The 23,770-nt window shown below is 62.7% G+C and carries 25 protein-coding genes; 4 read left to right on the forward strand and 21 right to left on the reverse strand.

Features of this window, described 5'->3' with window-relative positions; translation table 11 throughout:
- From AC1D1P_RS00995 to AC1D1P_RS01030, 8 genes are all read right to left on the reverse strand, one after another.
- The coding region (locus AC1D1P_RS00995; RefSeq protein ID WP_477671827.1) for an MMPL family transporter at nt 1-883 on the reverse strand (883 nt) is incomplete at its 3' end.
- A complete protein-coding gene (locus AC1D1P_RS01000; protein ID WP_477671828.1) occupies nt 883-1,527 on the reverse strand; it encodes a LolA-related protein in 645 nt (214 codons plus the stop codon). The genes AC1D1P_RS01000 and AC1D1P_RS00995, both read right to left, overlap by 1 nt.
- 4 nt (nt 1,528-1,531) lie before the next feature.
- Nucleotides 1,532-2,500, reverse strand: a complete 969-nt coding sequence (locus AC1D1P_RS01005; protein WP_477671558.1) for an LpxL/LpxP family acyltransferase — start codon at nt 2,498-2,500, stop codon at nt 1,532-1,534.
- On the reverse strand, nt 2,497-4,161 hold the full coding sequence (locus AC1D1P_RS01010; protein ID WP_477671829.1) for an AMP-binding protein: 1,665 nt from the start codon (nt 4,159-4,161) through the stop codon (nt 2,497-2,499). The genes AC1D1P_RS01005 and AC1D1P_RS01010 overlap by 4 nt, the downstream gene beginning before the upstream one ends.
- Complete coding sequence (locus AC1D1P_RS01015) at nt 4,158-4,829, reverse strand: COG4648 family protein (protein WP_457279105.1); 672 nt, start codon at nt 4,827-4,829, stop codon at nt 4,158-4,160. Before AC1D1P_RS01015 ends, AC1D1P_RS01010 begins: the two co-directional genes overlap by 4 nt.
- Nucleotides 4,826-5,122 carry a phosphopantetheine-binding protein gene (locus AC1D1P_RS01020; RefSeq protein ID WP_457279104.1) on the reverse strand — a complete coding sequence of 99 codons (297 nt, stop codon included), beginning with the start codon at nt 5,120-5,122 and terminating at the stop codon, nt 4,826-4,828. The genes AC1D1P_RS01015 and AC1D1P_RS01020 overlap by 4 nt, the downstream gene beginning before the upstream one ends.
- A 144-nt stretch (nt 5,123-5,266) precedes the next feature.
- Nucleotides 5,267-6,238, reverse strand: a complete 972-nt coding sequence (locus AC1D1P_RS01025; RefSeq protein ID WP_457279103.1) for an inositol monophosphatase family protein — start codon at nt 6,236-6,238, stop codon at nt 5,267-5,269.
- Between the two features lie 152 nt (nt 6,239-6,390).
- Nucleotides 6,391-6,678, reverse strand: coding sequence for a DUF1330 domain-containing protein (locus AC1D1P_RS01030; protein ID WP_457279102.1), 288 nt, complete (start codon nt 6,676-6,678; stop codon nt 6,391-6,393).
- 104 nt (nt 6,679-6,782) lie between these two features.
- Here AC1D1P_RS01030 and AC1D1P_RS01035 point away from each other — a divergent pair, with 104 nt between their 5' ends.
- From AC1D1P_RS01035 to cysE, 3 genes are read left to right on the forward strand one after another with little or no spacing between them, the layout of a single operon-like run.
- Nucleotides 6,783-7,643, forward strand: coding sequence for a LysR substrate-binding domain-containing protein (locus AC1D1P_RS01035; protein WP_477671830.1), 861 nt, complete (start codon nt 6,783-6,785; stop codon nt 7,641-7,643).
- 14 nt (nt 7,644-7,657) lie between these two features.
- The gene (locus AC1D1P_RS01040) at nt 7,658-8,473 is read left to right on the forward strand and encodes an RNA methyltransferase (protein WP_477671831.1); all 816 of its coding nucleotides are present in this window, start codon (nt 7,658-7,660) and stop codon (nt 8,471-8,473) included.
- A gap of 9 nt (nt 8,474-8,482) precedes the next feature.
- Nucleotides 8,483-9,256, forward strand: coding sequence for a serine O-acetyltransferase (gene cysE / locus AC1D1P_RS01045; RefSeq protein ID WP_477671832.1), 774 nt, complete (start codon nt 8,483-8,485; stop codon nt 9,254-9,256).
- 81 nt (nt 9,257-9,337) lie between these two features.
- Here the strand turns inward: cysE and AC1D1P_RS01050 are convergent, their stop codons facing one another.
- The 3 genes from AC1D1P_RS01050 to yjgA form a co-directional block, all read right to left on the reverse strand.
- A complete protein-coding gene (locus AC1D1P_RS01050; protein ID WP_477648091.1) occupies nt 9,338-9,676 on the reverse strand; it encodes a DUF4870 domain-containing protein in 339 nt (112 codons plus the stop codon).
- 75 nt (nt 9,677-9,751) lie between these two features.
- Nucleotides 9,752-10,345 carry a molybdopterin adenylyltransferase gene (mog, locus tag AC1D1P_RS01055; protein WP_477671565.1) on the reverse strand — a complete coding sequence of 198 codons (594 nt, stop codon included), beginning with the start codon at nt 10,343-10,345 and terminating at the stop codon, nt 9,752-9,754.
- Nucleotides 10,342-10,950, reverse strand: a complete 609-nt coding sequence (yjgA, locus tag AC1D1P_RS01060) for a ribosome biogenesis factor YjgA (protein ID WP_477671566.1) — start codon at nt 10,948-10,950, stop codon at nt 10,342-10,344. Before yjgA ends, mog begins: the two co-directional genes overlap by 4 nt.
- A gap of 25 nt (nt 10,951-10,975) precedes the next feature.
- On the opposite strand from yjgA, the gene pmbA reads away from it, so the two are divergent.
- Complete coding sequence (gene pmbA, locus AC1D1P_RS01065) at nt 10,976-12,412, forward strand: metalloprotease PmbA (RefSeq protein WP_477671833.1); 1,437 nt, start codon at nt 10,976-10,978, stop codon at nt 12,410-12,412.
- A 215-nt stretch (nt 12,413-12,627) separates the two neighbouring features.
- Here pmbA and AC1D1P_RS01070 read toward each other — a convergent pair whose 3' ends face one another.
- From AC1D1P_RS01070 to AC1D1P_RS01115, 10 genes are all read right to left on the reverse strand, one after another.
- Nucleotides 12,628-13,077: a GatB/YqeY domain-containing protein gene (locus AC1D1P_RS01070; protein ID WP_477666378.1), complete on the reverse strand. Its 450-nt coding sequence runs from the start codon at nt 13,075-13,077 to the stop codon at nt 12,628-12,630.
- Nucleotides 13,078-13,188: 111 nt separating this feature from the next.
- Nucleotides 13,189-13,401 carry a 30S ribosomal protein S21 gene (rpsU, locus tag AC1D1P_RS01075; RefSeq protein ID WP_007872347.1) on the reverse strand — a complete coding sequence of 71 codons (213 nt, stop codon included), beginning with the start codon at nt 13,399-13,401 and terminating at the stop codon, nt 13,189-13,191.
- A 263-nt stretch (nt 13,402-13,664) separates the two neighbouring features.
- On the reverse strand, nt 13,665-14,915 hold the full coding sequence (locus tag AC1D1P_RS01080; RefSeq protein ID WP_477671834.1) for a BaiN/RdsA family NAD(P)/FAD-dependent oxidoreductase: 1,251 nt from the start codon (nt 14,913-14,915) through the stop codon (nt 13,665-13,667).
- Between the two features lie 70 nt (nt 14,916-14,985).
- Nucleotides 14,986-16,110, reverse strand: coding sequence for a sterol desaturase family protein (locus AC1D1P_RS01085; RefSeq protein WP_477671835.1), 1,125 nt, complete (start codon nt 16,108-16,110; stop codon nt 14,986-14,988).
- 103 nt (nt 16,111-16,213) lie between these two features.
- On the reverse strand, nt 16,214-17,206 hold the full coding sequence (locus AC1D1P_RS01090) for a hypothetical protein (RefSeq protein ID WP_477671570.1): 993 nt from the start codon (nt 17,204-17,206) through the stop codon (nt 16,214-16,216).
- 81 nt (nt 17,207-17,287) lie between these two features.
- A complete protein-coding gene (gene cobA, locus AC1D1P_RS01095) occupies nt 17,288-18,055 on the reverse strand; it encodes a uroporphyrinogen-III C-methyltransferase (RefSeq protein WP_477671571.1) in 768 nt (255 codons plus the stop codon).
- Complete coding sequence (gene ybiB / locus AC1D1P_RS01100; RefSeq protein WP_477671572.1) at nt 18,052-18,981, reverse strand: DNA-binding protein YbiB; 930 nt, start codon at nt 18,979-18,981, stop codon at nt 18,052-18,054. Before ybiB ends, cobA begins: the two co-directional genes overlap by 4 nt.
- Nucleotides 18,982-19,024: 43 nt before the next feature.
- Complete coding sequence (locus tag AC1D1P_RS01105; RefSeq protein WP_477671573.1) at nt 19,025-21,913, reverse strand: nitrate reductase; 2,889 nt, start codon at nt 21,911-21,913, stop codon at nt 19,025-19,027.
- Between the two features lie 41 nt (nt 21,914-21,954).
- On the reverse strand, nt 21,955-22,377 hold the full coding sequence (gene nirD, locus AC1D1P_RS01110) for a nitrite reductase small subunit NirD (protein WP_477671574.1): 423 nt from the start codon (nt 22,375-22,377) through the stop codon (nt 21,955-21,957).
- A 37-nt stretch (nt 22,378-22,414) separates the two neighbouring features.
- Nucleotides 22,415-23,770: (2Fe-2S)-binding protein (locus AC1D1P_RS01115; protein ID WP_477671836.1), on the reverse strand; the 1,356-nt coding region annotated here is incomplete at its 5' end.

Consider the following 23,770-nt stretch of genomic DNA (forward strand, 5'->3'; position numbering starts at 1 on the left):
AACCCAGGCTGACTGCGGCAATCCCCGCCAGCGCGCCGCTCAGCACGGGCAAAAATCCGAGCAAAAGGGCGCTGACAGAACGGTAAACCAGCAGTAACAGCGTCGCGATCAGCACCACGCTGATCAGCGAGAGGTGGCTCACCTGGCTTTGAATGGTTTCGCGGGACGTGACCGAAAATACGCCAGGGCCTGTCATGACGAAGCTGGCACCAGCTGAGGAACCGCCCGCCGCATCGAAGGCCTGGCGAATCGCGGCCATGGCACGTTGCTGGGCATCGGTGTCAGAGCCTGCTGCGTGGGTCTGCAGCAGCATCAGTGCCCGCTTGCCGTCACGGGAAGTCCAGGCGCCATGGGCCTGTTGCGGCTGGCTTCCGCCGTTGAGCTGGCCCAGCAACTGCACCATTTCGCCGGTAGGGTCGCGGGGCAGCAGGGCCTTGACCATCAGTCCTGCGGGCGAAGCGAGCAATTCGATGCTGTCAGTGAGGGCCGTGTGCAACCCATCCGCGCTGAATCGTTCCGGCGTCACTGAAGGGCTCAGCAGATAGCGATGGTTGAGCAGGAAATTGCGGTCCCGCTCGCTATTGACGGGTTCGCCATTCGCCACGCTGGCAAAAGCGGAATCGGTGCGCAGCTGCTGCGCCATTTTTTTGGAAAGCGCTGCACGTTGAGGGGCGTCGGAGCCTTCTATGCCTACCAGGACAAGGCGCGAGGCCAGGCCCTCGGTCAGCTGGTCCATCAGCAGTTGTTGCTCGGGTGTGGGAGTACGCGGCAAAAACGCCGACAGGTCGGTCGTGAACTGTGTGCGGCTGATGACAATGCCGCAACCGATCAGGAATGCCAGCCATACCGCAATGGCTGCCATGCGGCCGCGTGCGCCGTTCATCACGGGGCGGCCACTTGCTCGATGGTCATGGTGGAGCTGTCGCCATCGGCCTGGGCGATGTCGATGTTGCGCAACTGGTCACGCACACCCGTAATGCGGATGCGTTGGATCACCGCCTGCATTTTGGGATCGACGGGCTGCAATTGCAGGGTCCAGCGTTCGGCCGTGCCTTCGAGGCTGAGCCGGTAGTTGCGCTCTAGGGCGCTGCGGTCGCCCGCCAGGGTGCCGCGAATGCTGTCAATGAATGCGGCCAGCTCGGGGTACGCCTGGAGCCGTAACTGGTATTTTTGCTTCCCGCGTTCAATCACCAGTTCTCCGCCGTTCACCACCATGGATTCAGGCTTCGGTTTGAGCGTCCGCTTTTCCAGCCGGTCTGGCGCGGTATAGAGCAGTTCCCCGGACGATTCCACCGGTTTGTCGAGCAACGCAATGCTCTTTTTTTCGACGAAGGTGGCGCGGCCCGACTTGGTTTGCGCCAGCGAATCCATCAGTTGCTGAAGGTCCCAGGCGGCCAGCGCTGCCGGGCTCAATGCGGCCAACACCAGACCCACCACAACTGCGGCCAGCGCGAAGACGGGCCGTGACGGCTGTTGCGTGACGTGCGATGAGGCGGGGGTGGATGTTTGCTGAATAAGGTGTGTCATATGCTCAGGTGTTTTGTTCGGGCTGGCCGGACTGCCGCGGCGCAGGTCGCCAGAAATCAAAAAAATTGAACCAGTTGTAAGGCGCGCTGCGGCAGTATTGCGCCATCAGTGCAGCATAGCGCGTCATGGCGGATTGCACCGCCGCTGTGCGGCCGCGCGAAGGTAGCGTCGAGAAATCCGCCAGAGGTTCGAAATGAATGTCATAACGATTGCCGCCGCGGTACAGCCCCGTCATGAACAACACGGGGCGTTTCAGGATGGCGGCCATGCGAAAAGGACCCAGCGGCAGCTCGGCGGCGTCTCCGAGGAATTCGATGGAATAGGTGTCGTCCTTGCCCAGCGACCGATCACCCAGCATGCCGACGACGGCACCCTCATCCAGCAGTTCGTGCACCCTGATCATGGAATCGATATGTCCCAATGCCACGACGTCCAGCTGCGCTTTGGGATTGATGGCGCCCATCGCCGCGTTGATTTTCCGCGCGTTTTCCTCGTACATCACCATGGCAATGCGCAGGCCCGGTTGCTGGCGCCCGATGGCCCGCAGAACTTCAAAACTGCCCAGATGGGCGCCGATGAGGAACACGCCTCTTCCGTCAGCCACCACCTTGTCGATCAGTTGCTGGTTGTGCACCCGGATATCAAACAGCTCGAAGCGGTCATTCAGCAGGTAAACACGGTCGTGAATGGCAGAAGCAAAACTCAGGAAATGCCGGAACAGATGACGCCAGCCGACCGCAGCGGGCGACGGCAGGTCGAACACGCGCCGCAAGTAGTTTCGCGACGTCCGGCGCGCCGCCGGCGCGAAAATAAGGAAATAGGCTGCAATCCCGTAAAGGACGATGCGGCTGGCGCTACGGCCCAGGTTCAGCGAGATCCAGGTCATGACACGCAGCATGAAGCCGTTGCTGCGTTCCGGGAGCTGCTGCCATTCGGCGCCGGATGTCGCATTGGCTCCGCGTGGCGTGTTCATGGCTGCGGCGATAGCAGCAAGGTTCCGGTGGCAACTTTTCGGTCGCCGCTGGAAATGTCAAAGCGCGTGCTGCCGGAGGCGGTGGTGCTGCAGGAGATGGTCAGCGTCTCACCGGGCCCCACCGTGCTGAGGAATTTCGCCGAGCTGATCTGGCAGACCTCCGGGGCATGGCCGGTACGTGCGTGTTGTACCGCGTGTATGGCGGCGTCGAGCAACACCACACCGGGAACAATGGGTGTACCGGGGAAATGCCCGGCAAGCGCCGGATGGTCAGGGGCGATGGAAAACCGGGTTTCGCCCGGAACGGGAGATTTCTTTTGAAGATGGTCGCGCGCCAGGGTAACCAGCGTATCGCGCGGCAATTTCCCGGTGCTGTTGCGTGGCAGGCTGTCGAGCAGCACGAGGGGCCGCGGGATGAAGATGGCGTCAATCCGCTCCCTCAGTGCCGCCAAAAGGGCCGGCGCCGTCAGGCCCGGCGCCACAACGAAAGCCATCAACCGTACCACGGTGTCGCCGGAACCCTCGTCCGGCATGAAGAAGGCGCCGTCCATCACGCCCGGTATGGCGTGGAGCTGATGGTTCAGGTAGCCCAGCGAGCTTCGCTTGCCCGCGATATTGATCAGGTCGGCAGTCCGGCCGTGCAAAAGAAATTGTGTGTCCGACACCGACTCCAGTTCATCGGCCAGCGGGGTGGGTTGGTCGACATGGCCGCCTGAGGCCCAGGTCTGGCCTTGCTTGATGCTCAGCGTGACGTCTGGAAAGAGTGTCCACGGCAGGGCCTCGGTCATGCGCCGCGTGGCGATTTGTCCCGTTTCGGTGGAGCCGTAGATTTCCAGCAGAGGAACCTGCAGCCGGGCTTCGGTGGCCAATGCCAGCTGGGGTGGCAGGGGTGCCGTGGCGGACAGCACGAGGTCAACCTGCGGAATGTCCAGGCCTGAAGCCAGCAGCGCTTTCAAATGCACGGGCGTGGTCACCAGCATGCGGGGGCGCTCCGCTTGCGCCAGTGCGGCGCAGATATCGGCCGGATAAAACGGATGGGCAGCCACCAGAATGGCGCCACTTTGCAGCGGCAGCAACACGGTGGACTCGAAGCCGAACATGTGCTGCGGAGGCACTGTCGCCACGATGCTGTGCTTGCGGCCATCCAGCAAGCCGAGCCGGTCGGCTTCAGCCCGCGCGCTGCGGACCAGCCCGCCCCAGCTTTTCCGGTGCGCCACCGGCGTGCCGGTCGAGCCGGAGGTGAACATGATGGTGGCAATGCGCGATGCGGGAATTTGCGGAATATCGCACTGCATGCCAGTTGCGGTGCCTGGCGGACGTGGCGTCATCGCATCCGTCCAGCTCAGTAACGGCAGGGCCAGGGACTGTGGCTGGTCCGCGAGGCAAAACACGTCTGGTGCAAAGCTGCGGACCTGTTTCACCATTTCCGGCGTCAGCGTGGGTGGCAGCAGGCTGACCTTGTCTGCCAGCAGGGCGGCCGCCATACCCACGGCAAATCGGTAGCGGTCTGCGCAGACATTGAGAACATGCTTGCCTGAGGGCAGGGCCGCCGCAAGCTGCCTGACATCGGCCAGAAAATGTTCAACGGTAACGGCCTGGCCATGGCTGCAAGCCACAACGTCTTCAGCCCGGGTGTGCGAGATCAGCGGAAACGTCGTCATGGCCGGCGCGCGCGGCTTTCTGCGGAAGCCTGCCGGTAGGCGCGAATGGCCTCCAGCGGACCGGCACGATCTGCTGCCGGCAATGCGTAGCAGCGAACGGCATATTCCGCTGCAAACATCAGTGCGAGCAGGGGAATGCCCAGAAGATTGGCAAAAGTGGACCACACAGCAATGGGCGCCAGCCAGAACAGCAGCAATGAAAAGCCCGCAATGATTCCGAAATACAAGGCCCACGCCAAGGTGGCCGACCGCGTGTACGAAACAAGCGCAGGCGAAAGCTCGCCATGCACGATGCGGGCAAACTGCGCAATCATCGGTGTGCGTCCTTGCACGAGTGTGCGGCCGAAAGTTCCGCATAGCAGGGCATATGTGCCCGCATGCTGAAGCAGGAAAACCCAGTTGTAATGGGTGATCAGCCATTCCCTGAACAGATAAAACCCGAGGCAGGCTACACCACAAAGGGCCAGCATGACAGGGCGCTGCGGTGAACGCCAGGCCAGGACAACGGCCAGCACCAGCAGCGGAAGCACGGCGACCAGCGCCTCAAGCAAGCCCGGCGCCGTCGATGCCGCGGCCAGATGGGAAAGCACAGCGTAGCCGATTCCCAAAGCCGCGATGCCGCCCCAGCGACAGGCTTGGGTAAACCGTGTCGCCAGCACAGCTGTCACTGGGTTCGCCAGGCGGCAATATGGTCGCCCAGGCTTCGCAGCGAATGAAAGATGGCGTGGTTGTCTTCGTGGTCCGCCCTGAGCTGCAGGCCATAGTGCTTGGAGACAACCAGCGCAATTTCCAGGATGTCGATGGAATCCAGCCCCAAGCCGTCGCCGTAGAGCGGTTCGTCGGGTTGTACATCGTCGGCGCTCACCTCAAGGTTGAGGGCGCTCACCACCAGTTCCGCGACCTCGCGCAGCAAGGCTGCATCAGCCGATGTGGAAGAGGTTTTTACGGTGGATTCAGGCATAGTTTTATTACTAGTTATTACCAGGTGCGAAAACAGTTCGGTCGGGGCCGCTGCATGCATGCGACTCCCTGCGCAGTGCGGAAATTTTAGCTGAGGCTATACGGCTCAAGCCTTCATCGCGGCCTTTGCCTACAACGGCTGGTGCTAGAAGGGTGCGTCCGGTGTGGTATCGGGGCGTGCCGCGGGGGCCTTGATCTTTTTGGCGGTCAGCTTTGGTTTGTCTGCGGGCTGGGCGGTGGTGTCGGCGGTCTCGGTGCTCACAGTGTCTTCCTGCAGGGTCTGACGTACCGTGGCTTTGTCGCCGGCGCCGGCAAATTTGCTGTATTTACCCAAAGTGGCCACCATCTGCCCGTAAATGCGCGGATTGCCGGCCACACATTCGCCGTGGTCGATGAAGTCAGCCTCGCCGGTAAAGTTGCCGATCAGGCCGCCGGCCTCGGTGACCAGCAGCGAGCCGGCCGCCACGTCCCAGGGCTTGAGGCCGGTTTCAAAAAAGCCGTCGCTGAAGCCAGCTGCCACGTAGGCCAGGTCCAGCGCCGCAGCGCCCGGGCGGCGCACGCCGGCGCACTGGCTCATGACTTCACCGAGCATGTTGAGATAGCTTTTGAGCTTGTCACCGGGGCGGTAGGGGAAACCGGTCGAGATCAGGCATTCCTGCAGCCGGGTGCGCTTGGCTACACGGATGCGGCGGTCGTTCATGTAGGCGCCGCGGCCTTTGGTGGCGCAAAAAATGTCGTTGCGGGTGGGGTCATACACCACGGCCTGCTCGACCTTGCCCTTGACGGCCAGCGCGATGCTGACGCAATAGACGGGAAAGCCGTGGATGAAGTTGGTGGTGCCGTCCAGCGGGTCGATGATCCAGACGAAGTCGGAGTCTTTGGCGCCATGCTCGCTGCCGGATTCTTCGGCCAGGATGCCGTGGCCGGGGTAGGCGGTCAGCAGGGTTTCGATGATCGCCGCTTCAGCGGCCTGGTCGATTTCGGTGACAAAGTCGTTGGTCTGCTTGACCGAAATGCGAACCGATTCGACGTCAAGCGCCGCACGGTTGATGATGGCGCCTGCAGCGCGCGCGGCCTTGATGGCCACGTTGAGCATGGGGTGGAGATTGCTGGACATAACTTGTAGGGAAGAGCGGAACGAACCGGCGCCGGCGATGCGGGCGGCGGGCAATGCCGGTATTTTCCCATAAACGCGATACGACCCTTTCCAGTCCCCTTTCAACCCCTCCTCAAGGGCGATATCGCGTCCCAATCGTCCAGAAACCTGTTCTAGGCGCCTTCCGCGATCAGGAAATCTGCGTCTGCATGTTGCTGGCGTATCGCCCGGGCCGCCTGGTATTCAGGGCTGGCATAACAGGCCCTGGCGGTCACCATGTCGGCAAACTCCACGACGACGTTGCGCTCGCGCGAGCTGCCCTCCATGCATTCGTACGCGCCGCCGCGCACCAGAAAGCGCGCCCCGAACTTCTCGAAGGCCGGCCGCGCCGCCGTGAGGTAACGAGGATATTCCTCGATATTGCGCACCGAGACGCGCACGATCCAGTAAGCCTTTGCCATTCTTGTTCCTTGGGTGGTGTGAAGTGATGAAGGCTGGACGATACGCGTGACAATTCATTCTGAAAAATGAATAATAAAGATAATTAATATCTTTTCAAGAGATCATGGAGCTGAGCGACCTGGTTATTTTTCGTGCCGTGGTGGAGGCGGGCGGTGTGACACGTGCCGCCGAGCGCCTGCACCGCGTGCAATCCAACATCACGACGCGTATCCGTCAGCTGGAGGAAAAGCTCGGCGTGCCGCTTTTTATCCGTGAGGGCAAGCGGCTGCACCTGTCGCCAGCCGGGCAGGTGTTGCTGGACTATGCCGGGCGCCTGATCAGCCTGGCTGACGAAGCACGCGATGCGGTGCAGGGCGGGCAGCCGCGCGGCGCATTTGTGCTTGGCGCCATGGAAAGCACTTCGGCTGTGCGGTTGCCGGCCCCTCTGAGCGATTTTGYGCGTCTCTATCCGAAGGTCAGGCTTGCGCTTAAAACCGGCAACCCGCAGCAACTGGCCGCAGCTGTGCTGGCGGGAGAGATGGACGCGGCGCTGGTCACTGGGGCTATTGCGGAGGGTCCCTTTGAACGAGAGGCGATTTACACCGAGGAACTGGTTATTGTTGCGAGTGCCGGGCACCCGCCCATTACGGCAATCCACAGTGAGCCTCCGCGTGCCATGGTGGCTTTCGAAAAGGGCTGCCCGCATCGCGCGCGGCTGGAAGCCTGGTACTTGCTGAAAAACAGCATGCCGGTGCAGACGATTGAAATCACGTCCTACCATGCCATGCTGGGCTGCGTGGTGGTGGGCATGGGCATTTCGCTGGTGCCGCGCAGCGTGCTGGCAACCTTTCCGGAGCGGGGCCGGCTCAGCATCCACGCATTGCCGCCGGGCAGCGACTGCGCCCAGACTGACCTGATCTGGCGCAAAGGGGCGAAGTCGCCGAAGGTGGAGGCATTGCTCCGCGTCCTGAAGCCGCCGGCATAGGACAATCCAGCTCCATGCACACGCGATTCATCCTGATCAATACCAGCCATGCCGGCAATGTGGGGGCCACGGCCCGTGCCATGAAAACCATGGGCTTTGACGACCTGGTGCTGGTGGCGCCGCGCTGGGCCAATGTGCTCAACCGCGAAGAAACCATCCAGCGGGCCAGCGGGGCGCTCGACGTTCTCAAAAACGCCCGCATTGTGGCCACCCTGGACGAAGCCGTGGACGGCATGGCGCACCTGTGCGCCACCGCCATGACGCCACGCGACTTCGGCCCGCCCACGCGGGCGCCGCGCCAGCACTTTGCGCAGCTGCTGGGCCTGGCAGGTCTGCTATCAAAAGAGGAGCTGCTTGCGCTTGCCCCTATTGAGCAGAAGCCCGATTCCGTTGCTTTTTTGTTTGGTTCCGAGCGTTTTGGCATGCAAAACGAGGACGTTTACCGCTGCCATGTGGCGCTGAGCATTCCGACCGACCCGAAGTTCGGCTCGCTCAATCTGGGCGCGGCGGTGCAGCTGATTGCCTATGACTGGCGCCAGGCGCTGGGCGGTTTCAGCGTGCAGCCCGCCACGGCGGAGCCGACGCTGGCCGACGCGGCCGCAGTGGCGGGCATGCTCAGGCACTGKGAAGAGGCCTTGACCGGCATCGGCTTCCTGGATCCGGCCTCGCCCAAAAAACTGATGCCGCGGCTTAATCAGTTGTTCAACCGTGCGCAGCTCAGCCCCGAAGAGATCCACATTCTGCGCGGCGTGGCCAAAGCCATGCTGCAGAAGGCCTCCGAAGCCAGGGGCAAAAGCGTGGTCCCAGCAAGCAGTTCACAGCCTCAGTAGACTTCGCCTATGTTTTCCCGACTTCGCTCCGACATCCAGTGCATTCTTGACCGCGACCCTGCCGCGCGTACGGCCTGGGAAGCACTGACCTGCTACCCCGGCGTGCATGCGCAGGTGTTGCACCGCCGGGCGCACTGGTGCTGGAACCACGGTTTCAAGTGGCTGGGCCGTTTCATTTCACATTTTTCACGCTGGGTGACTGGCATTGAAATCCACCCTGGCGCCAAAATTGGTGAACGCGTGTTTTTCGACCATGCCATGGGGGTTGTCATCGGCGAAACCGCTGAAATCGGCGACGGCTGCACGATCTACCAGGGCRTGACTTTGGGCGGCACCTCGCTGTACAAAGGCACCAAACGCCACCCGACCCTGGGCCGCGATGTGGTGGTAAGTGCGGGGGCCAAGGTGCTTGGCGGTTTCCTGGTGGGTGACGGCGCGAAGATTGGCAGCAACGCAGTGGTGATCAAGCCGGTTCCGGCAGGCGCCACGGCGGTGGGCATCCCGGCGCGCATCATTCCCTCCAAAACCGGGGAAAGCGCCGACGTCACCATTACCCAGTTTTCGGCTTATGGCATCACGCAAGAGGATGACCCGCTGTCGCAAGCCATGCGCGGGCTGATCGACAGCGCCGCCGGCCAGGAGCACCAGATCGCCCTGCTGTGGCAAGCAATTGAGAAACTCTCCGGACCGCAGACGGCCATGAGCAAGGATTGCGTGCCGCAGGACGCCGCGCTTACGGAAACCTTTGAGGCCGACAAGCTCAATCAGCTGGTCGGTAAATAGGGCAGTGAGACAGGCAGGCGAATAAGACGGGCAAAAAAAAGGAAGGGCGAGCCCTTCCTTTTTTGTTTTCGCCGGTGGGCTTCAGTTGATCAGGCGAAGCGCGAACGGCACGCGGAAGGCCTTGCCATTGGAGGCGCCCAGCGCGCCCATGACGCAGAACACCAGGTGGCAGATGCCCAGCGCCGCGAACACCAGAAAGCCGATCAGCACAAAGGTCAGGATCATTGCCGCCACATAGCCGATGGTCGCGGTGATCGACCAGTTGAGCGCTTCCTTGGACTGGTCCAGGATATAGGCGTCGTCCTTTTTCACCAGGTAAACGATCAGACCAGGAATGAAACCCAGAAACAGGGTTCCGATCCAGATCAGCACGGCGGTGTTTTTCGATTCCTTGCTCGGCGTTTCAATCAGGTCGTCCATCTCAGCTCCTCGTGTTGTAAAGCCCGAATACTACGTGAGAAAGGGGCCAGGCCCAAACTGGCGAGCGGCAAGGTTTCAGCGCGGCGGGCGTATGGCGCTTTTGGGCCTGAACGCCTGGCACACCGCTTCATCGGTTTCCAGGTAAGGGCCGCCGATCAGGTCGATGCAATAAGGCACGGCGGCGAAGATGCCCGCCACAGCCTGGGAACCGTCGGCGTTTTTCAGACCTTCCAGGGTTTCCGCAATCGATTTGGGCTGGCCCGGCAGGTTCATGATCAGGCATTTGTCGCGTATGACGGCGCACTGGCGCGACAGGATGGCCGTCGGGACAAACTTCAGGCTGATCTGCCGCATCTGCTCGCCAAAACCCGGCATTTCCTTGTGGGCAACAGCCAGCGTGGCTTCAGGCGTCACGTCGCGCAGCGCGGGGCCAGTGCCGCCGGTCGTCAGCACGAGCGAGCAGCCGGTGTCGACCAACTCAATCAATGCGGCGCTGATACCCGCCTGCTCGTCGGGGATCAGGCGCTCTTCAAAGGTGATGGGGTTGCGCAGGGCGCGGGTGAGCCAGTCCTTGAGTGCCGGCAGGCCCTTGTCGACATAGACGCCGGCGGATGCACGGTCGCTGACCGAGACAATGCCGATCTTTACCGCGTCAAAGGAGGCGCTCACGCTTCAGGCTCCTCGCCATCTTCAGGACCTCGTGCCATGCCTTGCCTGACCAGCTGGAAAATCTCGCGGTAGGACTTGCCGTGCCGCGGCGCTTCGCCGGGTTTTTCGGGCTTGGCGTCCTTGCGGGCCTGGCGGATCAGCGCGCGCAGTTGCTGGGAGTCGGTGCCGGGGTGTTCTTCGAGCCAGGCACCCAGCGCGGCGTCATCGGCGATCAGCTTGTCGCGCCATTGCTCGGCCAGGTGCAGGGCCAGCGTCAGGTCGGCCGATCCGTTGAGCTGCTCGTTGATGGCTTCGCGGATGGGGTCAGGGTCCAGCGGGCGCATCAGCTTGCCGATGAACTGCATCTGGCGGCGCCTGCCCTCGAAGTTGGTGATTTTTTTGGCATCGGCGATCGCGTCGCGCAGCTTGTCGGGCAGGTCCAGGCGCGCCATCAAATCGGCGCGCAGGGTCAGCAGCGCTTCACCGAGCGCCTGTTTTTCGTCGGCCTCGGCCTTGAGCTGGGTTTTGCTGGGCGGGCCGACTTCTTCAAGCGCGATTTCCTCGGGTTTGACGAAGCGGCCGTTGGACCAGTAGCCCTTGATGGCCTTGGGAGTCTTGTTGTTCATAGCAGTCAGTATCATAGCTACCCATATGACCCAAAAAGCTTCTTCTCGCGCCAGCGGCGCAACACGCAGTGCTTCCCGCCTCGTCCCGGTCCCCAAGGGCCAGTCAGGCCAGCCCGAATCCGGTTTCAGCTACCACCGTGATTTTTTCGAGGAACTCGTCGACAGCGCCCTTGGCCATGCCAAAAAACTGGGGGCCACCGATGCCGCCGCGGAAGCCTCCGAAGGCTGCGGGCTCTCAGTCAGCGTGCGCAAGGGCGAGCTTGAAAACGTCGAACGCAACCGCGACAAGTCGTTGGGCATCACCGTCTACATCGGAAAAAAACGCGGCAATGCCGCCACCAGCGACTTCTCCAAAGCAGCGATCGAGCAGACTGTGAAAGCAGCCTACGATATTGCGCGGTTCACGGCGGAAGACGAGACCTCCGGCCTGCCCGATGACCGCGACATTGCGCGCGTGCATCCGGCGCTCGACCTTTTTCACCCCTGGTCCATCAATTCGGAAGAAGCCGCCCAGCTCGCCCTGCAGTGCGAAGCCGCGGCCCTGAGCACCAGCCGCCTGATCACCAACAGCGAAGGCGCYGGTGTATCGGCGCAGCAAAGCCATTTTTTCAGTGCGCATACCAAGGGCTTTCGCGGCGGTTACGCCAGTTCGCGCCACAGCATCTCGGTGGCGCCGATTGCGGGCAGGGGCGACCAGATGCAGCGCGATGCCTGGTACAGCTCCATGCGCGACGCCGGTGAATTGGCGGCTCCCGAAGCGGTAGGCCGCTATGCCGCTGAGCGTGCACTGGCACGGCTCAAGAGCCGCAAGATCCCGACCACGCAATGCCCGGTGCTGTTCGAGTCGCCGCTGGCAGCGGGCCTGCTGGGCGGCTTTGTGCAGGCCGTGAGCGGCGGCGCGCTCTACCGCAAAAGCACCTTCCTGGCCGACAGCCTGGGCAAGCTTGCCTTCCCCAAACACATCGACATCGCCGAAGACCCGCACCTGCGCAAAGGCAAAGGCAGCGCACCCTTTGACGAAGAGGGCGTCAAGACCAGGGCACGCCAGGTGGTGGAGGCTGGCCGCGTCGAAGGTTATTTTCTGAGCACCTACTCAGCCCGCAAGCTGGGCATGCGCACCACCGGCAACGCCGGCGGCTCGCACAACCTGATCATGACCAGCCGCAACACCCGCAAGGGCGACGACCTGGACGCCATGCTGCGCAAGCTGGGCCGCGGCCTTTTTGTGACCGAGCTGATGGGGCAGGGCGTGAACTACGTGACGGGCGACTACTCGCGCGGGGCTTCGGGCTTCTGGGTCGAGAATGGCCGCATCGCCTTTCCGGTCGAAGAAATCACGATTGCCGGCAACCTCAAGGACATGCTCATGGGCATCGACGCCGTGGGCGCGGATGCCTACAACTACGGTGCCAAAACGGTGGGCTCGATTCTCGTCAACCGGATGAAGGTCGCGGGGAGCTGAAGCCCCCACGGTCGCTCACTTCGTGTAGCTCCCGAGGCCTTGCAGGCCGCGGCTCGCGAGACGCTTCGCCTCTGTCGCCTGTCCAAAGCTGCTCAAGCAGCTTTGGAGCCGCAGGCTCCAGCCCCTCGGGGGCCGCTGCGCCTGCGGCCCGGCAAAGCCGGTTCCGCGGCTTGAACTGGCTTAAGGCGGGTACATGTAGCCGCCCACCTCTGTATTCAGCCGGCTAGCGCTGCCTTCACTGCGGCAGACACCTGGCCCATGTCGGCCTTGCCGGCGAGCTTGGCCTTAACGGCACCCATGACCTTGCCCATATCGCCGGGGCCGGTGGCGCCCAGTTCGGCGACGATGGCTTTCACAGCGGCGGCGACTTCGTCGGCGCTCAGGCGCGCGGGCAGGTAGGCCTGCAGCACGACCAGCTCGGCTGCCTCCTTGTCGGCCAGGTCCTTGCGCTCGGCCTTCTGGAAAGCTTCGAGCGAGTCCTTGCGCTGCTTGATCAGCTTGTCGACGATGGCGACCACGGCTGCGTCGTCCAGCACCACGCGTTCATCCACCTCTTTTTGCTTGAGGGCGGCCAACAGCAGGCGGATGGTGCCCAGGCGCTCGCTGTCCTTGGCGCGCATGGCGGTCTTCATGTCTTCGGTGATCTGGTCTTTGAGTGCTGACATTGATGATGCTCCTGAAGCGAATAGGGTGGGGTGGCGCATTGCGCCAAAAACACAAAAGCCCGCAGAGCGTCCTCGTGCGGGCTTTTTGTTGCCGTGAGGCGGTACTAAAGATTAGTACAGCTTTTTCGGCAATTGCATCGAGCGGATACGCTTGTAGTTGCGCTTGACGGCGGCTGCCTTCTTGCGCTTGCGCTCTGCCGTTGGTTTTTCGTAAAACTCGCGGGCGCGCAGGTCGGTCAGCAGGCCGAGTTTTTCAATGGTGCGCTTGAAACGGCGCAGAGCCACGTCGAAGGGCTCATTGTCTTTTACACGGATGGTGGTCATTGTTCAGTTGATCCAAAAGGTGCGCCTTAATTGATCTGATCAGGATCAGGCCAGGCGCGGGTTTGCTAGCAAAGCCTGAGATTATAGCACCCCCACGGTCGTTCACTTCGTGTAACTCCCTGCCCCCCGAGGGGGCCGCCCGCCTGTGGCCCGGCAAAGCCGGTTCCACGGCTCATGCTGGTAGGGGAGGGGTCCGGGCCCTCGCTTCGCTGGGGCCCTTTATTTTCCGGTGTTTCCGTTGGAAATTGGGGATTTTGTTTGGCTCAGTCGGCCGCTCTTGCGGCCAAGGCCTGCGCGCAGGCGTAGGCGCTGGCCCAGGCCCACTGAAAGTTGTAACCGCCCAGCCAGCCGGTGACGTCGACGACTTCTCCGATGAAATAGAGGCCTGGCTGCTTCGATTCCAGGGTCTGGGAGGATAAATCGCGGGTGTCTACGCCGCCAATGGTGACTTCGGCCTTTTTGTAGCCTTCGGAGCCGTTGGGGGTGAGTTCCCAGTCGGCCAGGCGTTGCGCAAGGGCCAGCAAGGCCTTGTCGGTGGCTTCGCTGATGGGGCGCTGCAGGGCAGGGTCCCGGCTGACCCATGCGTCGGCCAGGCGGCTGGGCACCAGGGTGGCGAGTTCGTTGGCGATCAGTTTTTTGGAGGTGGCCTTGGCGCGCAGCAGCAGGGCCGGAAGGTCCACGCCGGGTGCCAGGTTGATGCGGATGGGCTGGCCTTCGCGCCAGAAGCTGGAGATTTGCAGGACTGCCGGACCGCTCAGGCCGCGGTGGGTGAACAACAGGTCTTCCGAAAACACGACAGCCTTTTTGCGTTGTTTGGGCGTCGCATCCGCCGGGCTGGTTTCAATCAGCACCGGCAGCGCCAGGCCGGCCAGCTGGGCATAGGGTGCCCAGCCTTCGCCGTCGAAGGTCAGCGGCACCAGCGCGGCGCGCGGCTCCACCAGCCGCAGGCCGAATTGTTTGGCGATGCGGTAGCCGAAATCGGTGGCACCAATCTTCGGGATCGACAGGCCGCCGGTGGCGATGACCACTTGCGGCGCTTCGACCGGCCCGCGATCGCTCTCAATTTGATAGCTGCTTGCGCCATTTCCATAAGGGCTGGAGCCGTATTTGATGCTTTTTATGGTGCAGGGTTGCCAGCGCGTGACATGCCCGGCGTCGCACTCGGCCAGCAGCATGTTGATGACGTCTTCGGCCGAACGATCGCAAAACAGCTGGCCCTTGTGCTTCTCGTGAAACGGAATGTTGTGACGCTGCAGCAACTCGATGAAATCCTGCGGGGTGTAGCGCGACAGGGCCGAACGGCAGAAGTGCGGGTTCTCGCTCAGGAAGTTGGCGGGCGTGGCGTCGCGGTTGGTGAAGTTGCAGCGGCCGCCGCCCGAGATGCGGATCTTCTCGGCCACCTTCTCACTATGGTCGACCAGCAGCACCTTCAGGCCCCGCTGCCCGGCCTGGGCAGCGCAGAACAGGCCGGCTGCACCCGCGCCGATCACGATCACATCGAATTGATGTGTCAAATCAGCCTCTGGGCCAATGTGGATGAGCGCAAGCAGCTATAAAAACCATAGCAAATCATGATGAGAAACTTCAGCCCTTCCAGGTAAACGGAAACTTCAGCTGCTTCAAAAAGCCATTCGGCACGTAGTCGCCCAGCACGCCGTAGCGCTCCGGCCAGAGCCGGGTGCTTTTCACGGCTGTGCCGAAGAGGTAGTCGATGAAGGCATAGTGGGCCGAGTAATTGCGGTCCAGTGCTTCCTGATCCTGGCTATGGTGCCAGTGGTGGAAGTTGGGCGTGACGATGACGTAGCGCAGCGGGCCTAGGCGCACGCTCACGTTGGCATGGTTGAAGACCGCCTGGAAGCCGACGATGACGATGTAGGCGTCGATCACTTCCTTGGAAAAACCCAGCACGTAGATGGGTGCCAGGATGAGCGTGCGGGTGATCAAGAGCTCCAGGATGTGCTGGCGCGAGCCGGCGAGCCAGTCCATGCTTTTGGCGCTGTGGTGCACGGCGTGCAGGCGCCACAGAATCGGCACCTCGTGGTAGGCGCGGTGGGTCCAGTACTGCACCAGGTCGGCCRCCAGAACGATCAGCAACACGCCACCCCAGAAGGGCAGGCCCTGCACCCAGCCGCGTATGCCGTCGTTGGCAGCCCAGCCGAAGAACTTGTGCACCAGCAAGTTGGTTGCCAGCAGCACAAAGCCCACGATCATGTGGTTGACGATGAAGTGGTGAAAGTCGGTTTGCCATTCGGCGCGAAACACCGGCTGCTCTTTGCGCAGCGCAAACAGCTTTTCAATGAAGATGAAGATCAGCGAGGAGCCCAGCAGGTCAAGGATGAACCAGTCCAGGCCGATGTAAGGCGTGTTGTCGGCGAAGTCGTTCACCGGCACCTTGTGCCCACCCAGCAGCGCGGTGGCCACCACCAGCAAAAAGGCGGCACCGGMCAGCCAGCGCGAGCGGTTGAAGATGATGTTGACCAGCGAGATGCCGCCGGCAATCACCAGCGAGGTGAACATCACGATGCGGATCACGTCGACGTTGTAGCTCTTGCGCAGTTCCGGTGTGGTGAGGTATTCGGGGAAGTGAAAGGCCAGCACACCCAGGAAGCACAGCACACCCAGGCTGAGGGCGACCACTCCGCTCATGAGGCCCTTGCCGCGGCGCAGCTCGCCGTGGCTTTCCGTCAATTCATTGAGTTTTTCAAGCATCGCGCCGTTCCCTCTGCTGTTGTTTTGATGTCGGGAGTGTAGCTGTGGGATGAGAGCGCCGTGCAGCGCTTGCCCCGCCTGCACGGCCTCTGGGGGCCGGAGCTTATTGCTTGACGATGACCGGCTGGATCGTGAACACGTTGGGGTTCTTCGGCTCCACGGTGATGCGCACCCAGTGGATCAGCGGGCTGCCGAAAGTTTGCAGGCGGGTGAGGTTGGCCAGCAGCTTGCTGGGGCTGTAGAGGGGCTTGTCGACCTTGAAGAAGTGCGTGTCGCCGTGCACCAGCAACACCTGGCCGGAGAACTGCTCTGTTTCGGCGATGACGCTGCTGATGAAGTTGCGGTATCCGCTGACGCCCGGCGCCTGGCTCTCGTCCCTGTCTTCGGTTTCCGGCAGGTCAAAGCCGGGGTCGGCCTGGATCACCAGCACCAGGCCGCGCGCCTTGCTGGCCTTGGCCTGGGCGAAGGCTTCCTGCAGCCAGCGCACGTTGGCCGCGTCGCGCTCCAGGTATTCGGTGTTGGAGGCTTCGCACTGCGCGGCGGTGCGCGCGCTTTTTTGCGTGCAGTCCTTTTCGTCCAGTATTTTGTTGTTGTTGCTGCCCGGCACATTGAGCGTGGCAAAAATGATGCCGCGATGCGCAAAGCGCGTGTTCTCCACAAACTTCTCGCCCAGGGGGGCCTGGTGAACCAGCGGCAGGGTGCGCTTGCCCAGACTGCGGGTGGTCGGGAACATGGTTTTGCGCAGGTGGGTCAGGCGTTCCAGGGTGTCATAGCCGCCGTTGTTCAGGCGGTGGCAGTCCGTCCATTCGTTGTCGCCGGGTACGTAGATGACGGGCTTGTTCAGCTCGCCGAACATGGTGAGCGCTGCCGCATAGATGTCGTCGGTGCACTTGGAGCTGCCGTCCTTGATGTCGCCGTCGTAAATCGAGAAGGCGATGTCCGACTGGTTGATGCTTTTGAGTAGCGCGGGAATCTTGGGATCGTCGCCGGCTTTTTGGTAGGGCATATCACCCCACAGGCCGAATGAAAAACTTTGCGCTTGCGCAGAGGCCATGCTGAGCGCCAGCAGCGCGACGGCCAGAAAACGGAGGGACATGAATGCTCCAGTCGAAAGACCGGGAGCTTAGGCACAGCGCATGACAGCGGTGTGACGCGTGTTTAGATCGTAAACAGGCGCTTAGGCCACGCGGACTGCGTCAGGATGCGCGGCGGCGAGCGCTATACCGCTGATCACGTCACCCACCACGATGACGGAGGGGCTGACCAGGCCGGCTTCGCGGATGGCGCCGGCCAGCGCGCCCAGCGTGGTGGTGATGTGGCGCTGCGTGGGCAGCGAGGCGCTCTGGATCACGGCCACCGGCGTAGCGGCGGGCAGGCCCGAAAGCAGCTCGTCCTGGATGCGCTCGGAGCCGCTGACGCCCATATAAATCACCAGTGTGAGGCGTGCGCTGTGCGCGGTGGCGGCCAGGGCCTTCCAGTCGGTGCCGGTGTCGCCGGGTTTGGCATGCCCGGTGACAAACACCACGCCATGCGCGTGCTCGCGGTGCGTGAGCGGCACGCCCAGCGAAGTGACGGCGGCCAGGCCGGCGGTGATGCCGTTGATGATTTCCACTTCAATGCCCGCGGCGCGCAGGTGTTCAACTTCTTCGCCGCCACGGCCGAAGATGAATGGGTCGCCGCCCTTGAGCCGCACGACCTCTTCGCCTTCGCGCGCGGCCATCAGCATGAGCTTTTCAATAAAGGCCTGCGGCGTGGACTTGCAGCCGCCGCGCTTGCCCACATACACGACGCGGGCCTCGGGCCGCGCAAACGCCACAATCTCGTCGCTGACGAGGTCGTCCACCAGCAGCACGGTGGCGCGCTGGATGGCTTTCAGTGCCTTGAGGGTCAGCAGTTCCGGATCGCCGGGGCCTGCGCCTACCAAAGTGACTTTTCCGTTGTTCATGATGTCGTGATGTGAGGCTGCTTGATTTGAGGGAGCAAGTGCAAGATATGTTCCACCTGACGGGCGATCGAAGGCGGCACAGGCAGGTCGCCTGCGAGCACGGCGCGAATGTAGTCCGCTGTGGCGGCTGCGTCCACTGTTTTGGGAAAGTCGGGAATGGAGGCCAGCGTGCCGGGCTGTGTCTCTTGCAGCAGTGAGCGCTGCCCGCCGACGAAGGCTTCCATCTGCGGCATGCGGCGCGCATCGGCCACCACTTCGCCTTCGGTGCCGCGCAGCAGCAGCGCATTGGCGCCTGTCAGCTCAAAGGTTTGCGCCATCGACACCGCGTATTCCGGGTGTGTGTAGCTGCTGACGACCAGGCTTTTGCCCAGGCAGGGCGTCATGATCTTGACCAGGCTGTGTGCCGGGTTGCGCAGGCCGACCGCGCGGCGCACGTCCAGCAGGCGTTTCAGCGCCGGCAGCAGCAGCTCGGTCGGGGCAAACACCACCTCGCCATTTGCTATCTTTTTAATAGCTGCTTGCGCAGGTATATCTAGGGCCAGGAGCACTTCTGATGCAAAAACCCGGCTCGATTCGGTGGGTGTGCCGTGGATAAGCACTGGAACGCCCTCACGCGCCAGCAGCAGCGCCAGCAGCGGCGTAAGCACCGGCAACTTGCGCGCGCCGTTGTAACTGGGCAGCACCACGGTGGGGCTGTCGCTGACGGGCAGGTGATTGAGGCGCTGGTGCAGCGCATCGAGGAAACCCGCCATCTCTTCGGGCGTTTCACCCTTGATGCGCATGGCCAGGCAAAAGCCGCCAATTTCGAGATCGGTCACCGTGCCGTCCAGCACCTGGCCCATCAGGTCGGTGGCTTGCTCGCGCGACAAAGCGCGGGCGCCATCCTTGCCGCGACCGATTTCCTTGATGTATTGGCTAATGCCCATAAAGGTGATTGTCCGCTAACGCAGATAACTTTTCGTTATGAACTTAAGCCACTTGCCGGATGGGGATCACGGTACGGGGTGCTGAAGGTGGAGCGTCGTTGCGCGACGACCGCACCCGGCGCTTGAGTTCCGGCACGCACGAACCACAGTTGGTGCCGCACTTGAGCGTGGACTGCAGGGACGCCAGCCGCTCTTCGTCGGTGCCCAGGTGGCCGGCCCCGCCGCCGCCGGTTGCCAGTAGCGACAGGTGTTCGTCAATGGCCATGTCGCTGACGTTAAAGCAGGTGCACACCGGCTTGCCGCGCGACTGCACCGCCACCGGTGGCCTGGCGCCGGGCAGCAACAACAGGCGGCCGTAGGACTGCGCGGCCAGCTCGTCCTGCAGCAGGGTTTTGATCCAGGCCTGGGCGCTGGTATCTCCCGCCAGCACAAAGCCTGCGAGGTGGGCGTCGCCTCCGTTGCGCACCAGGCGCATGGTGCGTCGCTGGCCTTTTTTGCGGTCGGCGTAGCGCAGCACATCGGCCGCATCCAACCCGAGGATGCGTTCCAGCGCGGCCAGTGTTTCGTCAGGCGGCGCCTCATGGCTGGCCGCGCGAAACAGCACGCCGGTGCGTTCGAGGCTGCGGTCGGCCAGCGGTGTGTTGTTGGAAAACGGTACGCAGCTGGTGAAGGGAAATTGCGCCATCAGCGGCTTGAGCTGCTCACGCGCCGCCAGCGCATCGCCCTCGGGCAGCCAGGCCATCGCCAGCAGCGTCCACGGCATTTCGGCTTTCAGGATCTTCACCGCAGCGTGCTTGAGTTCGGGTTGTTTGGAGCTGGGGCAATAAGCCGAGGTGGTGAGCGCATTGACACCCGCCAGCGGTGTGCCGCCGGTCGACTGGCCGCTCAAATACTCTTCGCCCCAATGCATGGCGATAAAGGCCTGGCTCACCGCCACCTCGGGTGAGGCCTGCAGCGGCACCACGATGGAGCCGCGCTTGGATGTCACATGCACCAGATCGCCGTCTTTCAAGAGGCGCCGCGCCATGTCCTGCACATTCATTTGCACGCAGGGCTCGGCCACGTGGCCGAACAGGCGCCCCAGCGTGCCGGTGCGGCTCATGCCGTGCCACTGGTCGCGCAGCCGTCCGGTGGTCAGGGAAAACGGATAACGTGATTCGCGTGGTTCGGCCACCGGCTTGTAGACGGTGTTGACAAAGCGGGCCTTGCCATCGGTGGTGGGGAAGATGCCGTCTTCATACAGCCGCACTTTGCCGGCCGTATCGCCCGGCTTGAAGGGCCACTGCTGCGGCCCATCGTCCAGAAGGGCGTAGCTCAAGCCGGTGATGTCGAGGTCGCGGCCGCGGGTGGATTCGCGGTGTTCGTTCCAGATGGTTTCCGCGCCGGTGGCTTCATCGGTGAGTGAATAAGGGAAGAGGGTAGTGCCGCTTGCCGTGCGGCCGGGCAGCAGCTTCTCAAGCCGCTGGGCAAAGTCCACCGCAATCGACCAGTCATGCCGCGTTTGCCCCGGCGCAGCCACGGCCGGCCGCACGCGGCTGATGCGGCGTTCGCTATTGGTCACCGTGCCGATTTTTTCGCCCCAGGTCGTGGCCGGCAGCAGCAGGTCGGCGTAGTCGCAGCTCGACGTGGTGGAAAAGGCCTCCTGCACGATCACCAGTTCGGCGCGCTCCATCGCGCGGCGCACCGTGGCCTGGTCGGGCATGGACTGAGCCGGGTTGGTGCAGGCAATCCACAGTGCCTTGATCTCGCCGTCCGCCGCGGCCTGGAACATTTCAACAGCTGTCTTGCCCGGTGTCTCAGGCACAGAGGGGATGCCCCACAGCGCAGCAACTTCGGCGCGGTGATCGGGGTTGGCCAGGTCGCGGTGCGCGCTCAGCAGGTTGGCCAGGCCGCCCACTTCGCGCCCGCCCATGGCATTGGGCTGCCCCGTCAATGAAAAGGGGCCGGCGCCCGGTTTGCCGATCTGGCCTGTGGCCAGGTGGAGGTTGATGAGTGCGGCATTCTTGGCGGTGCCGCTGCTGGACTGGTTCAGGCCCTGGCAGTACAGGCTCAGCGTGGTGGCCGAAGTGGCGAAGAGTTTCGCGGCAGCCAGCAGGTCTTCTTTTTTGATGCCGCAGGTCTCGGCCACCAGGTCGGGCGTGTAGTCGCGCACCGTGGCCTTGAGCGCGTCAAAGCCCGTGGTGTGCGCCGCAATGTAGGCCGCGTCAACCCAGCCTTCCCACAGCATGATGTGCAGCATGCCGTTAAAGAGCGACACATCGGTGCCCGGCTGTATACCCAGGTAGAGGTCGGCGATCTCGGCCGTGTCGGTACGGCGCGGGTCGCAAAAAATGATTTTCATCGCCGGGTTGGCCGCCTTGGCGTCTTCAATGCGGCGAAACAGAATCGGGTGCGCATAGGCGGTGTTGCTGCCGACAATGAAAATGCACTGTGCGTGGTTCACGTCGTCGTAGCAGGCAGGCGGTGCGTCTGCGCCCAGCGTTTGTTTGTAACCCGCCACCGCGCTGCTCATGCACAGGCGCGAGTTGGTGTCGACGTTGTTGGTGCCGATCAAACCCTTGGCCAGCTTGTTGAAGACGTAATAGTCTTCCGTCAGCAATTGGCCTGAAATGTAAAAACCGACCGCATCGGGCCCATGCTCGCGGATGATCTGCGCAAAGCTTTCGCTGGCAAAGCCGAGCGCGTTGTCCCAGGACACCGGCTTGGGCGCTTCATGCCGATGTTCGCGCCGCATCGGCTGCAGCAAGCGCGTCTGTCGCGTAACGGCCGCCGTCGCGGTCAGCGCCAGCGTTGAGCCCTTGGTGCACAGCCGCCCGAAATTGGCCGGGTGATCCGGGTCACCGCGTACCCCGGTGATTTCGTCGCCTTGCGACTCAATAATCACTCCACAGCCGACACCGCAATACGGGCAAGTTGATCGGGTATCAGTCATGAATGTTCAGGGAGCCTTCGTGTTTATTCCGGTGATGCGGTTTATGCCGTGTGAGGCGCCTGCACGCTGAAGCTCTCATCACCCAATGCGCCACTGGTTGCACCCGGGCCGGCGCGGGGGGGGTGCAAATCCAGCGCCAGCGTGTCCAGCTCGACAGCGTCGAGGAAGACCTGGCCTGTTTCCACCTTGCAGGTGAATTTGGGCGTGCAGCCTTCGTCGGGCTGCTTGGCGCAGCCGTCCGCCAGGCCTATGGTCCAGTTGTGCAGGGGGCAGGCCACGCTGGTGCCGAACACGATGCCCTGCGACAGCGGGCCGCCCTTGTGCGGGCAGCGGTCCAGCAGCGCAAACACCTGGTCCTGGTCATTGCGGAACACGGCCACGTCAATACCTTTGGCGCGTGAGACACGTCGCGAGCCGAGCACCGGGATGTCGGTGACCAGGCAGATTTTTTTCCATTCAGACATAGTGATCTCTCAATTCAGGCTTAAGACGGGCAGCCGGTCAGGCGGGCGTGAGTTTTTCGAACTGACGGGCGTCTACCGACGCTTCCTTCAGGTCGAACCAGGGGTCCGGTTCACCGTCCAGCGCAAACTGCAGTTGCTCCCACAGGGCTTTGCGGCCTTCGTGGTCTTCCAGGATTTTTTTCTTCACATAGTCCAGGCCGACGCGGTTGACGTAGTGCACCGTGCGCTCCAGGTACCAGCCTTCCTGGCGGTAGAGCTCGCAGAAGGCGCCGGTGTATTCGAGCACCTCGGCGGCCGTCTTGAGCTTGGTGAAGAAGTGGGCCACTTCCGTCTTGATGCCGCCGTTGCCGGCGATGTACATCTCCCAGCCCGAATCGACACCGATGATGCCGACGTCCTTGATGCCGGATTCGGCGCAGTTGCGCGGGCAGCCGCTCACGGCAAACTTGACCTTGTGCGGTGCATACATGCGCCACATGGCGCGCTCCAGGTCCTTGCCCATTTGCGTGCTGTCTTGTGTGCCCATGCGGCACCATTCGCTGCCCACGCAGGTTTTGACTGTGCGCAGGGCTTTGGCGTAGGCGTGGCCGGAAGGCATGCCGATGTCTTTCCAGACGTTCTGCAGGTCTTCCTTCTTGACGCCCAGCAAGTCGATACGCTGCCCGCCGGTGACCTTGACGGTCGGGATCTTGTATTTATCGACCGCGTCGGCGATGCGGCGCAGCTCACTCGCCGTGGTCTCGCCACCCCACATGCGCGGGATGACGCTGTAGGTGCCGTCTTTCTGGATGTTGGCGTGGCTGCGTTCGTTGATGAAGCGGCTTTGCGGATCGTCCTTGGCCTGTTTTGGCCAGGTGCTGATCAGGTAGTAGTTGACGGCAGGGCGGCAGGTGGCGCAGCCGTTGGGCGTCTTCCAGTCCATGAACTTGAAGGTGTCAGAGATGCTGAGCAGCTTGTTGGCGCGGATGGCGTCACGCACCGCCTGGTGGCCGTGGTCGGTACAGGCGCACATGGCCTTGAGCTTGGGCGTGGCCGAGTAGTCGCCGCCGGCGGTGAACATGAGGATCTGTTCGACCAGCCCGGTGCAGGAGCCGCACGATGCGCTGGCTTTGGTGTGCTTGCGTACTTCATCGAGCGTGAACAGGCCCTTTTCCTTGATGGCCTTGCAGATCGTGCCCTTGTTGACGCCGTTGCAGCCGCAGACTTCGGCGTCGTCGGCCATCAGTGCGGCCTTGTTCTGGCCTTCGTGGCCTGCGTCGCCGAGGTTGGACTCTCCGAAAATCAGCTTGTCGCGGATGTCGGCCACACTGCGGCCATCACGCAGCAGCTTGAAGTAGTAGCTGCCGTCCACGGTGTCGCCGTAAAGGCAGGCGCCGATGAGTTTGTCGTCCTT

This window comes from Polaromonas sp. P1_E1_2 (assembly GCF_056406035.1).

What these genes read in the sequence shown, in the direction of transcription:
- AC1D1P_RS01000 (WP_477671828.1), bottom strand. Translation starts at nt 1,527, where the DNA reads ATGACACACCTTATTCAGCAAACATCCACCCCCGCCTCATCGCACGTC.
- AC1D1P_RS01005 (WP_477671558.1), bottom strand. Translation starts at nt 2,500, where the DNA reads ATGAACACGCCACGCGGAGCCAATGCGACATCCGGCGCCGAATGGCAG.
- AC1D1P_RS01010 (WP_477671829.1), bottom strand. Translation starts at nt 4,161, where the DNA reads ATGACGACGTTTCCGCTGATCTCGCACACCCGGGCTGAAGACGTTGTG.
- AC1D1P_RS01020 (WP_457279104.1), bottom strand. Translation starts at nt 5,122, where the DNA reads ATGCCTGAATCCACCGTAAAAACCTCTTCCACATCGGCTGATGCAGCC.
- AC1D1P_RS01025 (WP_457279103.1), bottom strand. Translation starts at nt 6,238, where the DNA reads ATGTCCAGCAATCTCCACCCCATGCTCAACGTGGCCATCAAGGCCGCG.
- AC1D1P_RS01030 (WP_457279102.1), bottom strand. Translation starts at nt 6,678, where the DNA reads ATGGCAAAGGCTTACTGGATCGTGCGCGTCTCGGTGCGCAATATCGAG.
- AC1D1P_RS01050 (WP_477648091.1), bottom strand. Translation starts at nt 9,676, where the DNA reads ATGGACGACCTGATTGAAACGCCGAGCAAGGAATCGAAAAACACCGCC.
- yjgA (WP_477671566.1), bottom strand. Translation starts at nt 10,950, where the DNA reads ATGAACAACAAGACTCCCAAGGCCATCAAGGGCTACTGGTCCAACGGC.
- AC1D1P_RS01070 (WP_477666378.1), bottom strand. Translation starts at nt 13,077, where the DNA reads ATGTCAGCACTCAAAGACCAGATCACCGAAGACATGAAGACCGCCATG.
- rpsU (WP_007872347.1), bottom strand. Translation starts at nt 13,401, where the DNA reads ATGACCACCATCCGTGTAAAAGACAATGAGCCCTTCGACGTGGCTCTG.
- AC1D1P_RS01090 (WP_477671570.1), bottom strand. Translation starts at nt 17,206, where the DNA reads ATGTCCCTCCGTTTTCTGGCCGTCGCGCTGCTGGCGCTCAGCATGGCC.
- cobA (WP_477671571.1), bottom strand. Translation starts at nt 18,055, where the DNA reads ATGAACAACGGAAAAGTCACTTTGGTAGGCGCAGGCCCCGGCGATCCG.
- ybiB (WP_477671572.1), bottom strand. Translation starts at nt 18,981, where the DNA reads ATGGGCATTAGCCAATACATCAAGGAAATCGGTCGCGGCAAGGATGGC.
- AC1D1P_RS01105 (WP_477671573.1), bottom strand. Translation starts at nt 21,913, where the DNA reads ATGACTGATACCCGATCAACTTGCCCGTATTGCGGTGTCGGCTGTGGA.
- nirD (WP_477671574.1), bottom strand. Translation starts at nt 22,377, where the DNA reads ATGTCTGAATGGAAAAAAATCTGCCTGGTCACCGACATCCCGGTGCTC.